The organism is Streptomyces sp. NPDC058000 (genome assembly GCF_042886435.1).
Taxonomy (GTDB): domain Bacteria; phylum Actinomycetota; class Actinomycetes; order Streptomycetales; family Streptomycetaceae; genus Streptomyces.
Genome location: NZ_JBHVQS010000107.1, coordinates 1 through 14950, shown reverse-complemented (window position 1 = coordinate 14950; position 14950 = coordinate 1). Strand labels below are relative to the sequence as shown.

The 14950-nt window shown below is 73.4% G+C and carries 7 protein-coding genes and 1 pseudogene; 4 read left to right on the top strand and 4 right to left on the bottom strand.

The features are described 5' to 3' along the window. Both ACFVT2_RS42420 and ACFVT2_RS42415 read right to left on the bottom strand, forming a co-directional pair. Positions 1-1792 (bottom strand): type I polyketide synthase (locus tag ACFVT2_RS42420; RefSeq protein WP_390027620.1); only part of this gene is annotated, 1792 nt, incomplete at its 3' end. Between the two features lie 45 nt (positions 1793-1837). Next, a pseudogene (locus tag ACFVT2_RS42415) lies at positions 1838-5905 on the bottom strand (type I polyketide synthase); the annotation flags it as partial. Positions 5906-6276: 371 nt separating this feature from the next. Here ACFVT2_RS42415 and ACFVT2_RS42410 point away from each other — a divergent pair. From ACFVT2_RS42410 to ACFVT2_RS42395, 4 genes are read left to right on the top strand one after another with little or no spacing between them, the layout of a single operon-like run. Further along, positions 6277-7668, top strand: coding sequence for a glycosyltransferase (locus ACFVT2_RS42410; protein ID WP_390027617.1), 1392 nt, complete (start codon positions 6277-6279; stop codon positions 7666-7668). Positions 7669-7685: 17 nt separating this feature from the next. Then, positions 7686-8744 (top strand): DegT/DnrJ/EryC1/StrS family aminotransferase, encoded by a 1059-nt coding sequence (locus ACFVT2_RS42405; protein ID WP_390027615.1) that lies wholly within the window; start codon positions 7686-7688, stop codon positions 8742-8744. Further along, a complete protein-coding gene (locus tag ACFVT2_RS42400; protein WP_390027612.1) occupies positions 8741-9937 on the top strand; it encodes a cytochrome P450 in 1197 nt (398 codons plus the stop codon). The genes ACFVT2_RS42405 and ACFVT2_RS42400 overlap by 4 nt, the downstream gene beginning before the upstream one ends. A 50-nt stretch (positions 9938-9987) precedes the next feature. Continuing rightward, positions 9988-10179 (top strand): ferredoxin, encoded by a 192-nt coding sequence (locus ACFVT2_RS42395; protein WP_390027610.1) that lies wholly within the window; start codon positions 9988-9990, stop codon positions 10177-10179. Between the two features lie 84 nt (positions 10180-10263). Here ACFVT2_RS42395 and ACFVT2_RS42390 read toward each other — a convergent pair whose 3' ends face one another. Beyond that, positions 10264-11448: a cytochrome P450 gene (locus tag ACFVT2_RS42390; protein ID WP_390027608.1), complete on the bottom strand. Its 1185-nt coding sequence runs from the start codon at positions 11446-11448 to the stop codon at positions 10264-10266. A gap of 147 nt (positions 11449-11595) precedes the next feature. Continuing rightward, a partial coding sequence (locus ACFVT2_RS42385; protein ID WP_390027606.1) for a type I polyketide synthase occupies positions 11596-14950 on the bottom strand: 3355 nt, incomplete at its 5' end.

Below are 14950 nucleotides of genomic sequence, written 5' to 3'. Positions count from 1 at the left end.
GCTCCGCGAACACCGGTGACTCATCGAGGAGTTGCGCCCCCATCCCCACCCACTGGGACCCCTGACCGGGGAAGACGAACACCGTCCGGCCCTCGACGTTCGCGACGCCCTCCACGACGGCGTTCGCGGAGTGGCCGGCGGCCAGTGCCCGGGTTCCGGCGAGGAGGTCGGCACGGTCGGGGGCGAGGACGACGGCCCGGCGTTCGAGGAGGGCGCGGGCAGTGAGGAGGGTGTGCCCGACGTCCTGGGGGCGGAGTGCGGGGTCGGTGCCGACCCGGGTGGCCAGGGCGGTGGCCTGGTCGCGCAGGGCCTGTTCGGTGTGGCCGGAGACGATCCAGGGCAGGGCGGTGGGCGCGGTGGCCGGCTCGACCGGTGCGGCGTCCGGGGCGTCGGTGGGCTCCGGTGCCTGTTCCAGCAGGGCGTGTGCGTTGGTGCCGCTGATACCGAATGAGGAGACCGCGGCCCGCCGCGGCCGGCCGGTCACCGGCCACTCCCGCCCCTCGGCCAACAACCGCACCGTTCCGGCCGACCAGTCCACGTGCGAGGACGGCTGGTCGGCGTGCAGGGTCTGCGGCAACCGACCGTGCCGCAACGCCATCACCATCTTGATGACGCCGGCGACGCCGGCCGCGGCCTGGGTGTGGCCGATGTTGGACTTCAGGGAGCCCAGCCACAGCGGCTGGTCGGCGGTGTGGCCCTGGCCGTAGGTGGCGAGCAGGGCCTGGGCCTCGATGGGGTCGCCGAGCTTGGTGCCGGTGCCGTGCGCCTCGACGGCGTCGATGTCGGCGGCGGCCAGACCGGTCCGGGCGAGGGCCTGTTGGATGACGCGTTCCTGGGACGGGCCGTTGGGCGCGGTCAGGCCGTTGGAGGCACCGTCCTGGTTGACGGCGGAGCCGCGCAGCACGGCGAGGATCGGGTGGCCGTTGCGCTGCGCGTCGGAGAGCCGTTCGGCGACGAGGACTCCGACGCCCTCGGCCCAACCGGTGCCGTCCGCGGCGTCGGCGAACGCCTTGCAGCGGCCGTCCGGCGCCAGGCCGCCCTGGGCGCTGAACTCGACGAAGACGGAGGGTTCGGTGAGCAGTGTCACGCCGCCGACCAGGGCGAGGGCGGATTCACCGGAGCGCAGTGACTGGGCGGCCAGGTGCAGGGCGACCAGGGAGGAGGAGCACGCGGTGTCGACGGTGACGGCCGGGCCTTCGAGGCCGAGGGTGTAGGCGAGGCGGCCGGACAGCACGCTGGCGGCGGTGCCGGTCAGGGCGTGGCCGTGGAGGGCGGTGGCGGTGTCGGCCGCGGGGGCACCCCAGTGGTAGGAGCCGACGAACACGCCGGAGCGGCTGCCGCGCAGGGCGGTGGGGGCGATGCCGGCGCGTTCCAGGGCCTCCCAGGAGACTTCGAGGAGGAGGCGCTGTTGGGGGTCCATGGCGGTCGCCTCGCGCGGCGAGATACCGAAGAAGGCGGCGTCGAATTCGGCGGCGTCGTAGAGGAATCCGCCTTCGTGGGTGGTGCTGCTGCCTTCGCCTTTTCCGGTGAGGGTTTCCAGGTCCCAGTCGCGGTCGGCGGGGAATCCGGAAATGGCGTCACTGCCGGTCCACACCAGGTCCCAGAGGGATTCCGGTGAATTGACGCCGCCGGGCAGCCGGCACCCCATTCCGACGATCGCGATGGGTTCGTTTTCCTTGGATTCCAGTTCTCCTATGCGGCGGCGGGCGCGTCGGAGATCGGAGGTGACCCGCCGCAGATAGTCGACGATTTTCTCCTGCTGGTCCGGCTGGCCTTGCTGGGGTTCCGACATCGGTCCGTCCTCGTCATCGGGTCGCGAACGAAAGCAACAATTTCTCTATGTGGTTTCGAACTCTTCATCGATGATGTCGAGCAGTCTGTCGACCGAAACCGTGTCGATGTCCTCGTCCGAGGAGGGCACCTCTGCGGGCGAGTTCTGGCGGAGTGCGGAGACGAGGGCGTCCAACCGTTCGGCGACGGCCCGGCGTTCGGGGCCGTCCGGTGGGAGGCTCGTGACGATCGCCTCGAACCTGGTGAGTTCGTCGCCGTGGGCCCCGGATTCCAGGGGGGCGGCTGCGGCAAGGAGTTCGCCCAGGCGGCGGGCCGCGCGTTCGGGGGTGGGGAAGTTGAAGACGAGGGTGGCCGGTAGTCGCAGTCCGGTGCGGGTGGCGAGCCGGTCGGTGAGTTCGACGCCGGCGAGCGAGTCGAAGCCGAGTTCCTTGAAGACGCTGCGGGCGCCGACGGCTTCCGGGCCGGGGTGCCCGAGGACGGCGGCGGCCTGGGTCCGCACCAGTTCCAGCAGGTGACGGTCCCGGTCGGCCGGCGGCAGCGCCGCGAGGTGGGCGGCGGCCGGCCGGGATCCGGCGGCGTCCGGCGGCGGCTCGGTGGCCGTTCCGGGACGGGCCGCGGTGGGCCGGGCCGGGCGTGCGCCGACGGGCTCCTCGTTGCGCGGGCGCCGCGGGGTCCGGGGCGCGGCGCGCTCCTCGTCGGTGAGGGTACGGACCGTGAGGGCATCGGCGGTGACGACCGGTGCGCCGTGGACGTCGGTGGCGGTCAGGGCCGGGGTGCCGGTCGCGGTGGGCCGGATGCGGACGCGCAGCGCGGTGGCGCCGACGGCGTGCAGCCGGACGCCGTGCCAGGCGACGGGCAGGGTGCCTTCCGCGGTCATGGCGGCGTGCCGGGCCGCGTCGAGCAGGGCGGGGTGCAGTCCGTAGTCGGCGGGGTCGTCGGTGGTGCCGGGCGGGCATGCCACGTCGGCGAAGATCTCCTCCCCGCGGCGCCAGGCGGCCCGTAGGCCGCGGAAGGCCGGACCGTAGTCGAAGCCGCGGTCGGCGAGGCGTTCGTAGTGGTCGGCGAGATCGATGGCTTCGGCGCCGGCCGGTGGCCAGGCGGGGCCGGCGAGTTCGGTGGTGGGTTCGGTGGCGGCCGGCGGCGTGCTGCCGAGACTGCCGGTGGCGCATCGCGTCCAGGGCGCGGCCGGCCGGTCCGCGGGGCGGGTGTGGACGGTGAGGGGGCGCTGCCCGGTGGTGTCGGTCGGGCCGATGCGGACCTGTACGTGCAGGGCGGCACCGTCCGGGAGGGCCGGTGGTGCGGTGAGGGTGAGTGCGTGCAGGATGTCGCAGCCCGCTTCGTCGCCGGCGCGCACGGCGAGTTCCACCAGCGCGGTCGTCGGCAGCAGCACCCGGCCGGCGACCGTGTGGTCGGCGAGCCAGGGGTGGGTGCGCAGCGCGAGGGTGCCGGTGCAGACGGTGCCGTCGCCGTCGGCGAGTTCGACGGCGGTGCCGAGCAGCGGGTGGCCGAGGGTGCCGGGCCCGGTGGTGGCCGGGCGGGGCGGGGTGGGCCAGTGGCGGACGTGCTGGAAGGCGTAGGTGGGCAGGTCGATGCGGCGGGCGCCGGTGCCGGCGTAGAAGGCGGGCCAGTCGACGGGGACGCCGAGGGTGTACAGGCGGCCGAGGGCTCCGGCGAACGCGGCTTCCTCGGGCCGGTTCTTGGTCAGGACGGGCACCACGTCGACGGGGCTGCCGGGCCCCAGGGTGTCGCGGGCGAGGGCGGACAGCACGCTGCCGGGGCCGAGTTCGACCAGGAGGTCGATGCCGGTCCGGCCCAGGGTGGCGATGCCGTCGGCGAAGCGGACGGTGTCGCGGACGTGCCGCACCCAGTAGTCGGGGGTGGTGATCTCGCTGCCGGCGAGTTCGCCGGTGAGGTGGGAGACCAGCGGGATCGACGGCTGGTGGAAGGTGAGGTGGTCGACGACGTCCCGGAAGGCGTCGAGCATGGGGTCCATCAGCGGTGAGTGGAAGGCGTGCGAGACGGCCAGGCGGCTGGTGCGGCGGCCCTCGCGGGCGAAGTGGGCGGCCAGGCGCAGTACGGCGTCCTCGGTGCCGGCGACGACGACCGCGGTGGGCCCGTTGACGGCGGCCAGTGCGGTGTTCGCGCCGAGGAGGGGCGCCACTTCGTCCTCGGTGGCCTCCAGTGCGGCCATCGCTCCGCCGGCCGGGAGCGCCTGTATCAGCGTGGCGCGGGCGGCCACCAGGCGGCCGGCGTCCGCCAGCGTCAGCACCCCGGCGACGTGCGCCGCGGCGATCTCGCCGACGGAGTGTCCGCCGACGGCGTCGGGGCGCAGGCCGAGCGCGGAGACCAGGCGGTAGAGGGCGACCTCGACGGCGAACAGGGCGGGCTGGGTCCAGCCGGTCCGGTCCAGGAGTGCCGCGTCGGTGCCCCACATCACCTCGTGCACCGGGCGGTCCAGGTGGGGGTCCAGGGCGCGTGCGACGTCGTCCAGGGCGGTGGCGAACACCGGGAAGCGGGCGGCGAGTTCGCGTCCCATGGCGAGGCGTTGGCTGCCCTGGCCGGAGAAGAGGACGGCGGTGCGGCGCTCGCGGGCCGCGCCGCGGGCGTGCTCGACGGTGTCCCCGTCGGTCGGCAGCAGGACCGCCCGGTGGCGCAGTGCGGCGCGGCCGGTGGCCAGCGAGTGGCCGACGTCCAGGGGGTCCAGGTCCGGCCGGGTGCGGAGGTGGGTCCGCAGGCGGGCCACTTGGTCGTCGAGGGCTTCGGGAGAGGCTGCGGAGACCGGCCAGGGGACGGTGGTGGGGCGGGTGTCGGGCCGGGGTGCGGGGGCGTCGGCGGGCGGGGCTTCCTCCAGGATCAGGTGGGCGTTGGTGCCGCTGATGCCGAAGGAGGAGACGCCTGCGCGGCGCGGCCGGTCGACCCGTGGCCAGGGGGTGTGGTCCGTGAGGGGGGCGACGGCTCCCTGGGTCCAGTCCACCTGCCGGGTGGGGGTGGTCAGGTGGCGGATGCCCGGCATCAGGTCGTACTGGAGGGCCTGGACGGTCGTGATGAGTCCGCCGACGCCGGCGGCGGCCTGGGCGTGGCCGAGGTGGGACTTCAGGGAGCCGAGGCGCAGCGGCCGCGCCGGGTCCCGGTCCTGCCCGTAGGTGGCGAGCAGGGCCCGGGCCTCGATCGGGTCGCCGAGTCGGGTGCCGGTGCCGTGCGCCTCGACGAGGTCGATGTCGGCGGGGGCGAGCCGGGCGTCGGCGAGGGCCGCCCGGATGACGCGTTCCTGGGCGGGTCCGCTGGGCGCGGTGAGGCCGTTGGAGGCGCCGTCCTGGTTGACGGCCGAGCCGCGCAGTACGGCGAGGACGGGGTTGCCGGCGGCGCGGGCGGTGGACAGGTGCTCCAGGACGACGACGCCGACGCCCTCCGCCCAGGCGGTGCCGTCCGCGTCGTCGGAGAAGGGTTTGCAGCGGCCGTCGGTGGCGAGGCCGCCCTGCCGGGTGTGGCCGACGAAGGCCGCCGGGGTGGACATCACGGTGACGCCGCCGGCCAGGGCGGTGCTGCACTCCCCCGCGCGCAGGGCGCGCAACGCCCAGTGCAGCGCCACCAGTGAGGAGGAGGACGTGGTGTCGACGGTGACGGCCGGGCCTTCCAGGCCGAGGACGTACGCCAGGCGGCCGGAGGCGACGCCGGGGGCCAGGCCGGTGAGGGCGTGGCCGGCCAGGTCGTCGGGCGAGGCGTGGGTGACGGTGGCGTAGTCCTGGCCGCTGGCGCCGATGAAGACGCCGGTGCGGCTGCCGCGCAGGGAGTGCGGGTCGATGCCGGCCCGTTCCAGGGCCTCCCAGGCGGTTTCCAGGACCAGGCGCTGCTGCGGGTCGGTGGAGACGGCCTCGCGTGGCGACATGCCGAAGAAGGCGGCGTCGAAGTCGGCGGCCCCGGTGAGGAATCCGCCCTCGCACGTCGCGCTGCGGCCGGGGCCGTCGCCGGCCAGGGCGGCCAGGTCCCAGTCGCGGTCGTCCGGGAGGGCGGTGGTCGCGTCGCGGCCGGTGCGGACCAGTTCCCACAGGTCCTCGGGTCCGGCCACCCCGCCCGGATAACGGCAGGCCATTCCGACGACCACTACCGGGTCCTCGTCGGCTCCGATCGTCATGTCTCATTCACCCCTGCGGAAAAGTTGGCCTCGGCTCACCTCTGCGTGCCGGATCGTACGGGCGCAAACGCTGTACTTTTCCCTAAGGAATGGCGGCGGGCCGGTACGGGCATTGGCCGCACGGGGCGGAAAGTGCCGTCGCGGGGCGAAGACTAGTGATTCCCCGGTCCGTGGCGTGAGACCAAGTAAGTGACCCGTTTTCCCCGCGGTGCGTTCCGGGTGCCGGCCGGTGATCGTTCCGGCAGTGCGCGCCTCGGGCTGCGGTGTCGGTGAATGCCGTCACTCGGCGACCGGCCGTGCGGACGCGTGGCGCGCGGGCCCGGCGGCCCGCTACTTTCCGAAGGGTGTTGTCCATGGGCGCGAATCGGCGGCCGATCCTGTTCGTCAGTTATGCCGAAAGCGGTCTGCTCAATCCGCTGCTCGTGCTGGCCGGGGAATTGTCGCGGCGCGGGGTGGCGGACTTGTGGTTCGCGACGGACGAGAAGGCGCGTGACGAGGTGACGGCCGTGGCGGACGGCAGCCCCGTGCATTTCGCGTCGCTCGGTGACACCGTCTCGCAGATGTCCGCGGTCACGTGGGACGACGCGACCTATGCCGAGGTGACGCAGCGGTCGCGGTTCAAGGCGCACCGGGCGGTGATCCGGCATTCGTTCGCGCCGGAGTCGCGGATCGCGAAGTACCGCGCGCTGGAGAAGGTCGTCGAGGAGGTCCGGCCGGCGTTGATGGTGATCGAGAGCATGTGTCAGTTCGGGTACGAGCTGGCGATCACCAAGGGCGTTCCGTTCGTGCTCGGGGTGCCGTTCGTGCCGAGCAACGTCCTCACCTCGCACGTGCCGTTCGCCACGTCCTACACGCCGTCGGGTTTCCCGGTGCCGCATTCGGGTCTGTCGGCGGAGATGACGTTGCCGCAGCGGGTCGAGAACCAGTTGTTCCGGCTGCGGACGCTCGGGATGTTCCTGACGCCGGAGGTCCGCAAGGTCGTCGAGGAGGACAACCGGATCCGCACCGAGTTGGGCATCGTGCCCGAGGCGCGGCAGATGATGGCGCGGATCGACCACGCGGAGCAGGTGCTGTGCTACTCCGTGCCCGAGCTGGACTACCCGTTCCCGATGCACCCGAAGATGCGGCTGGTGGGCACGATGGTGCCGCCGCTGCCCCAGGCACCGGACGACGACGGTCTGTCGGACTGGCTGTCGGCGCAGAAGTCCGTGGTGTACATGGGCTTCGGCACGATCACCCGGCTCACCCGTGAGCAGGTGGCTTCGCTGGTGGAGGTCGCCCGGCGGCTGGACGGTGCCGGGCACCAGGTGTTGTGGAAACTGCCCCGTGTGCAGCAGGAGTTGCTGCCACCCGCCGAGCAACTGCCGGGCGGTCTACGGATCGAGAACTGGGTCCCGTCGCAGCTGGACGTGCTGGCCCATCCGAACGTGAAGGTGTTCTTCACGCACGCCGGCGGCAACGGCTATCACGAGGGGCTGTACTTCGGGAAGCCGCTGGTGGTGCGGCCGCTGTGGGTGGACTGCGACGACCAGGCCGTCCGCGGCCAGGACTTCGGGGTGAGCCTGACGCTGGACCGGCCGGAGACGGTGGACACCGAGGACGTCCTGGACAAGATCACCCGCGTGCTCGACCAGCCCTCCTTCACCGAGCGCGCGGAGCACTTCGCCGAGCTGTTGCGGGACGCAGGCGGCCGGGCCGCGGCGGCGGACCTGCTGCTCGGCCTCCCTGCCCTGGCAACCGACTGACCGAGGAAGACAGACTCATGTCCCATACGTATCCGGTGTCCATGCCGTGGCTCCACGGCCGCGAGCTCGACTATGTGACGGAGGCCGTCGGCGGCGGCTGGATCTCCTCACAGGGGCCGTTCGTCAAACAGTTCGAGGCGGCGTTCGCCGCGTACAACGACGTGCCGTTCGGTGTCGCCTGTTCCTCGGGCACCACGGCGCTGACGCTGGCGCTGCGGGCGCTGGGTGTCGGTCCCGGGGACGAGGTGATCGTCCCGGAGTTCACGATGATCGCGTCGGCGTGGGCGGTCACCTACACCGGGGCCACCCCGGTGTTCGTGGACTGCGGCGACGATCTGAACATCGACGTGTCCCGCATCGAGGAGAAGATCACCCCGCGCACCAAGGTGATCATGCCGGTGCACATCTACGGCCGGCAGTGCGACATGGACGGCGTGCTGGATCTGGCCCACGAGTACAACCTGCGGGTGGTGGAGGACTCCGCCGAGGCGCACGGGGTGCGGCCGCGTGGCGACATCGCGTGCTTCTCGCTCTTCGCCAACAAGATCATCTCGGCCGGTGAGGGTGGGGTGTGCCTGACCCGCGACCCGCACCTGGCCGAGCAGATGGCGCATCTGCGCGCGATGGCCTTCACCAAGGACCACAGCTTCCTGCACAAGAAGCTGGCCTACAACTACCGCATGACCAACATGCAGGCCGCGGTGGCGCTCGCGCAGACCGAGCAGCTCGACATGATCCTCGCCCTGCGCCGCGACATCGAGAAGCGGTACGACGAGGCGCTGCGCGACATCCCCGGCATCACGCTGATGCCGCCGCGCGACGTGCTGTGGATGTACGACCTGCGGGCCGCACGGCGCGACGAGCTGTGCGCGTACCTCGCCGGCGAGGGCATCGAGACCCGGGTGTTCTTCAAGCCGATGAGCCGTCAGCCCGGCTACTTCTCCCCGGACTGGCCGGAGTTGAACGCGGCCCGGCTCAGCGCCGACGGCTGCTACCTGCCGACGCACACCGGCCTGAGCGCGCAGGACCAGGAGTTCATCACGGGCCGGATCCGCGCGTTCTACGGAGTGGCATGAGTACCGAAGCCGACGCACGGACCTCCGCGCCGCAGTGTCCGGTCGCCTTCCCGCTGCGGAAGCCGGGGCGGCCCTTCCCGCCGCCGGAGTACGCCGCCTACCGCGGCGGGGCGGGCCTGGTCCGTTCCGAACTCCCCAGCGGCACGGTCTGGTTGGTGACCCGGCACGAGGACGTCCGGACGGTGCTGACCGATCCGCGGATCAGCGCCGACCCGTCCAAACCCGGGTTCCCCAAGGCCGGTCGGACCGGTGGCGCCCCGTCGCAGTACGAGGTACCGGGGTGGTTCGTGGCGATGGACCCGCCGGAGCACGGCCGGTTCCGCAAGACGCTGATCCCCGAGTTCACCGTTCGCAAGGTGCGGGAACTGCGGCCGGTCATCCAGCAGATCGTGGACGAGCGGATCGACGCGATGCTGGCCGCCGGCACCTCGGCGGACCTCATCGAGTCCTTCGCGCTGCCGGTGCCGTCCCTGGTGATCTCCAGTCTGCTCGGGGTGCCCAAGGCCGACCGGGACTTCTTCGAGGACCGGACCCGGGTCCTGGTCCGGCTCAGCTCGACGGACGAGGAGCGCGACCAGGCGACCCGGGCACTGCTGCGCTATCTGGGCCGGCTCATCCAGATCAAGCAGCGGCGCCCGGGGGACGACCTGATCAGCCGGCTGATCGCCACGGGCACGCTGTCCCGGCAGGAGCTGTCCGGGGTGTCGATGCTGCTGCTGATCGCCGGACACGAGACGACGGCCAACAACATCGGCCTGGGCGTCGTGCAGTTGCTCACCAATCCGCGGTGGATCGGCGACGACCGGATCGTCGAAGAGCTGCTGCGCTACTACTCGGTGGCCGATCTGGTGGCCTTCCGGGTGGCCGTCGAGGACGTGGAGATCGGCGGTCAGCTGATCCGGGCCGGTGAGGGCATCGTGCCGCTGATCGCCGCGGCCAACCACGACGACGCGGCGTTCGCGACGCCCCAGGAGTTCGACCCGGAGCGCTCGGCGCGGTCGCATGTGGCGTTCGGCTACGGCGTCCACCAGTGCCTGGGCCAGAACCTGGTGCGCGTCGAGATGGAGATCGCCTATCGCACGCTCTTCGCGCGGATCCCCTCCCTCACCCTCGCCGTACCGGTCGAGGAGCTGCCGCTGAAGTACGACGGGGTGCTGTTCGGCCTGCACGAACTGCCCGTCACCTGGAAGTGAGTGCGGCCGGGACGTCCGGCCGCCAGGACCCGATCCTCGGAGGAACCATCGTGCGCATCACCGTGGACACCGGCCGCTGCGTCGGTGCCGGCCAGTGTGTCCTGACCGCACCGGACCTGTTCGACCAGGACGACGACGGGCTGGTGACCGTCCTCGACCGACCGGCGGACGCCCCGGTCGGCGCCGCCCCCGAGGCGGCGGCGCTCTGCCCGTCCGGGGCGATCACCGTCGCGGCGGACTGAGCCCGCTCCCCCTGCGTGAGGGCCCCCGGCCGAGCGGGACGGGGGCCCTCACTTCTGCCTGCCCGGAACCGGGCAGGCTGCCCGTCACCAGGTGACGGGCAGCTCCGGCAGCCCGGCGGACAACTGGCCGGACGAGAAGCCCAGTTCCTCGATCGGGCGGGCCAGCCGCAGGCCGGGGAGGCGGGTGAAGAGCAGGGTGTAGGCGGTGCGCAGTTGGACGCGGGCCAGCGGTGCGCCGATGCAGTGCCACATGCCGTGGCCGAACGTCAGGTGCGGGTTGGGGGCCCGCCGGATGTCGAACAGCTCGGGCTCGTCGAAGACCGTGCGGTCGAAGTTCACCAGCGTGAAGTCCAACAACACCAGGTCACCGGTCTTGATGGTCACGTCGCCGACCGGGACGTCGGCGGTGGCGTACCGCGGGAGCACCGAACCGCCGGCCTTCGCGGACCGCAGGATCTCCTCGACGCCGCTGCGCATCAGCTGCTCGTCGGCGAGCGCCGCGGCGAGCTGGTCCGGGTACTGGGTGAACAGCACCGTTCCGAGGTCGATGTGGCTGGCGACGCTGTCCAGGCCGGCGAAGAGCAGCCCGGCGGCGATCGGCCCCATCCGGTCGTCGGACGGCACCTTCAGGCACAGCCGGGAGATGACGTCGTCCTCGGGTGCGGTCCGCTTGCGGCGGGCCAGTCCCGACAGCAGGCCGAACAGCTCAACCTGGCCTTCCTGGGCCCGGGTCGGGTCGTCGAGCTCGCCGAGCTTGGCGAGCGCGGCGATCAACCGCCCCTGCTCTTCGGCGGGGACGCCGATGAGGGTGCACAGCACCGACAGGGAGAACGGCATGGAGAAGTCGTTGTGCAGGTCGGCGGGCGGGCCTTGGGCGGTGAAGCGCGCGAGGGCCTCCTCGGCGAGGGCCTCGACCTTCGGCACCAGGTCCAGGACCCGGCGGGCGGAGAACTGCGGGGTGAGCAGCGAGCGCATCTCGGTGTGCACGGCACGCGCCCCGGCGACGTCGTCGGTGACGATGAGGTCCAACAGCGGGTTGCGCACGTAGCGCGGGGCGTTGGCCGGGTCGGCGTGGGCGCGAGCCAGCCGCTCGTCGTGCAGCAGCTGCTTGAGCTCGGAGTGACGGGTGACGAGCCAGCCCTCGTCGCCGGCCGGGGTGCGGACCTTGCAGATGGGGGCTCTGGATTGCAGGTCGCGCAGCAGGGGGCTCAGGCGCAGGATGGTGCGCGCCTCCGCCGTGAGGGAGGGGGGTGCGGTCGGTGTGCTCATGGGGGGCTCCTCTGGAGGGTGGCGCCGTGCGCGATGCAGGCACCTGGCTGTCTGCGCGGGGCCGGGTGCGCCGGGGCGGCGCCACCCCGCGCCACCCCGGAGGGCTAGCGCCTGTCCGGCCACCGGGACTTCCGGAGAGTTCGGCTCTCACGCCGTGGGGTCCGGGAGTTCCGCGAGCCAGCCCTCGATGGCCTGCGCGGTCAGCGCCGAGTGCTCCTTGGCCAGGGAGAGGTGGTCGGCGTCGATGTCCCGGACCTCGTCGGCGGGGACGGACGAGGTGTCGAGCCGGAAGCCTTCGAGGTCCCGGGCGGCGCGGACGAGGAGGGTGGGTGCGGTGGGTGCGGGCGCTTCGATGTCGGTCATCGCCATGAACCAGTGCGCCATCGCCGACATCCGGGCGCTGTTCAGCGTCACCGAGGGCGAGTCGATGTCGGCAAGGTAGAAGCGTGTGGTGCGGTCCAGGTCGTTGCCTTCGCCGGGGTTGTAGCGGATGGACGCGGTGTCGAGGAGGATCACCGCTTCGGGGCGGACGTCCCAGACGTCTTCCAGGGCGCCGGCGGCGAGGTAGGCGAGCGAGCCGCCGGTGGAGTGGCCGACCATGACGAACGGTTCGCCTTCGCTGGCCATCAGGACGCTCTCGGCGACGATGCGGGCCGCGGCCTCGCTGGTGGCCGGGAGGAGTTCGCCGGGTGCGAAGCCCATCAGGGGCAGCGCGGAGACGTGGCGCCGGCCGCGGAAGTGCGCGGCGATCCGCGCGTACTGGTGGACGCCGCCGGTGGCGCCCGGCGCACTGACGAAGATCAGCCGGGGCCGGCCCGGGCCGTCGGCGAGCGTGACCGGCTCGGAGAGTTCCTCCAGCTCGGCGGGGGTCTCGAACATCGGCCGGGTGTTGGCGACGGCCTTGAGCATCCGCATCGCCTCGACGAGCTTGCCGCCGCGCACCGCGTTGTAGAACAGGCCCTCCAGGGTGTCGTCGGAGCGCTGCGCGGGACGTGCGTCCGCGGCCGGTCCGGGCCGGCCGGGCTCGGTGCCGTCGCCGAGTTGCTCGTGCAGCCAACGGGCCAGTTCGACGGGCGTCTTGGTGTCGAAGACGACCGAGGAGGGCAGCCGCAGGCCGAGGAGCTCGCCGAGTTGGTTGCGCAGGCTGACCGAGACCAGCGAGTCGAAGCCCAGCTCCAGGAAGCCGCGTTCGGGGTCGACGGCGGTGGGGTCGGGGTGGCCGAGCAGTCCGGCGGTGTAGCCGACGACCAGGTCGGTGAGCAACTGTGCCCGGCCGGCCGCGTCGAGGTGGCGGAGGCGTTCGCGCACGGTGACGGGTGAGCGGTCGGCGGTGGCGGCGGACCGTCGGCTGCGGGGCACCAGGTCGCGCCAGATCGCGGGCAGGGCCTGCTGGTCCCGCAGTCCGGCGACGTTGAGGCGGCTGGGTGCCACGGCCGGCTCGGGGCGGGCGAGGGCGGCGTCGAAGAGTGCCAGGCCGTCCTCGATGTCCAGGGGCGGCAGACCGCCGCGGGCCATGCGTTCCAGGTGGGCGTCGCTGACCGAGGCGGTCATCCCGCTGCCGCGTCCCCACGGCCCCCAGGCGAGGGAGTGTGCCGCCAGGCCCTGTGCGGTGCGGTGCCGGGCCAGCGCGTCGAGGTAGGCGTTGGCGGCGGCGTAGTTGGCCTGGCCGGGGGTGCCGAGGACGCCGGAGACCGAGGAGTACAGGACGAAGCCGGCCAGGTCGAGGTCGCGGGTGGCGTCGTGCAGGTGCCAGGCGGCGTCGGCCTTGGGCCGGAGCACGGCGGCCAGTTGGTCGGGGGTGAGCGAGCCGACCAGGGTGTCGTCCAGGATGCCGGCGGTGTGGACGACGGCGGTCAGCGGGTGCGGGGTGGGCACCGAGGCGAGCAGCGCGTCGAGCGCGGCGCGGTCGCCGACGTCGCAGGCGGCCACCCGTACCTGCGCGCCGAGTCCGGTCAGTTCCTCGGCGAGTTCCCGGGCGCCGGGGGCGTCGGGGCCGCGGCGGGCGGCGAGCAGCAGGTGCCGGACGCCGCGGGTGGTGACCAGGTGCCGGGCGAGCGCGGCGCCCAGGCCGCCGGTGCCGCCGGTGATCAGGACGGTGCCGTCCGGGTCCCAGGCGCGGGCCGGTGCGGTGCCGGCGGCCGGTTCCGGCAGGCGGGCCAGGCGGGCGGCACGGACGGCGCGGTCGCGGAGCAGGAGTTGCTGTTCGTCGAGGGTCAGGAGGTGCGGCAGCATCCCGGCGGACCGGAACGCGTCGTCGAGGTCGACCAGTAGCAGGCTGCCGGGGTTCTCGGTCTGGGCGGAGCGCACCAGGCCCCAGACGGCGGCGGCGGCCGGGTCGTGGACGGTGTCGCCGTCCGCGGCGACGGCGCCGCGGGTCACGAAGACGAGGCGGGCGGTGGCCAGCCGCGGTTCCGCCAGCCACTCCTGAACCAGCCCGAGGACCCGGGTGGTGAGGGCGTGTACGGCCGCGGGTCCGGCGTCCGGACCGCCGACGACCGGGATGACGAAGACGTCGGGGGCCGGTCCGCCGTCGCCGAGCGCGCCGCCGAGCGACGCGGCGTAGGCGCTGACCGTCTCGTCCGCGCGGTGCAGTGCGTAGCCGAGGTCCAGTTCGTCGTCGCCGACGACGGCCCAGCGGGTGCCGGTGGCGCGGGCGCCGGGTTCGACCGGCACCCAGTCCAGGTGGAACAGGCCGCCCCGCCCGGTGCGGCCGGCCGGCGCGGCGTCCGGGCGGTGCTGCGCGGCGCCGAGGGTGACGGTGTCGGCGGTCAGGACGGCTCCGCCGGCGGTGTCGGTGGCGGTCAGGGACAGGGTGTCGGGCCCGGTCGCGGTGAGTCGGACCCGCAGTGCGGTGGCCCCGGTGGCGTGCAGGGTGAGTCCGGTGAAGCCGGTCGGTTCGGGGGTGTGGTCGGCGTCGAGTGCGGTGGCGGCGCGGAGCACGGTGGCCAGCAGTGCGGGGTGGATGCCGAAGGCGTGGTCGGCGGCGGTGGTGGCGGGCAGGGTCACTTCGGCGTGGACCTCGCCGTCGCGGTGCCAGACGCCGGTGAGGCCCTGGAAGTGCGGGCCGTAGCGGTGGCCGGTGGCGGTGGCGGCCGCGTCGAGGTCGGCGGCGGGCACCGGGCGGGCGTCCCGCGGCGGCCAATCGGCGGCGTCCGGGCCGCTCGGATCGGTGGGCGCGTCGGGGGCCTCGGGGGTGAGCAGGCCGGTGGCATGGGTGGTCCAGGGGGCGTCCTCGGTGCCGGCGGGGCGGGCGTGGACGGCCAGCGGCCGGTGGCCCGCGGTGTCGGGGGCGCCGATGCGCACCTGGAGGGTGACGGCGTCGCCGTCACCGAGGCTGAGCGGCACCGGCAGGTCGAGCCGCGCCACGTGCGGGGTGCCGCTCAGGTCGCCCGCGCGGACGGCGAGTTCGGCGAAGGCGGTGCCGGGCACGGTGATCCGGCCGTCGGTCCGGTGGTCGCCGAGCCAGGGGTGGGTGGGGAGCCCGAGGCGGCCGGTGAGCACG

Bases quoted from the DNA above. Each gene is read 5' to 3' on its own strand.
- ACFVT2_RS42410 (WP_390027617.1), top strand. From the start codon at position 6,277: ATGGGCGCGAATCGGCGGCCGATCCTGTTCGTCAGTTATGCCGAAAGC.
- ACFVT2_RS42405 (WP_390027615.1), top strand. From the start codon at position 7,686: ATGTCCCATACGTATCCGGTGTCCATGCCGTGGCTCCACGGCCGCGAG.
- ACFVT2_RS42400 (WP_390027612.1), top strand. From the start codon at position 8,741: ATGAGTACCGAAGCCGACGCACGGACCTCCGCGCCGCAGTGTCCGGTC.
- ACFVT2_RS42390 (WP_390027608.1), bottom strand. From the start codon at position 11,448: ATGAGCACACCGACCGCACCCCCCTCCCTCACGGCGGAGGCGCGCACC.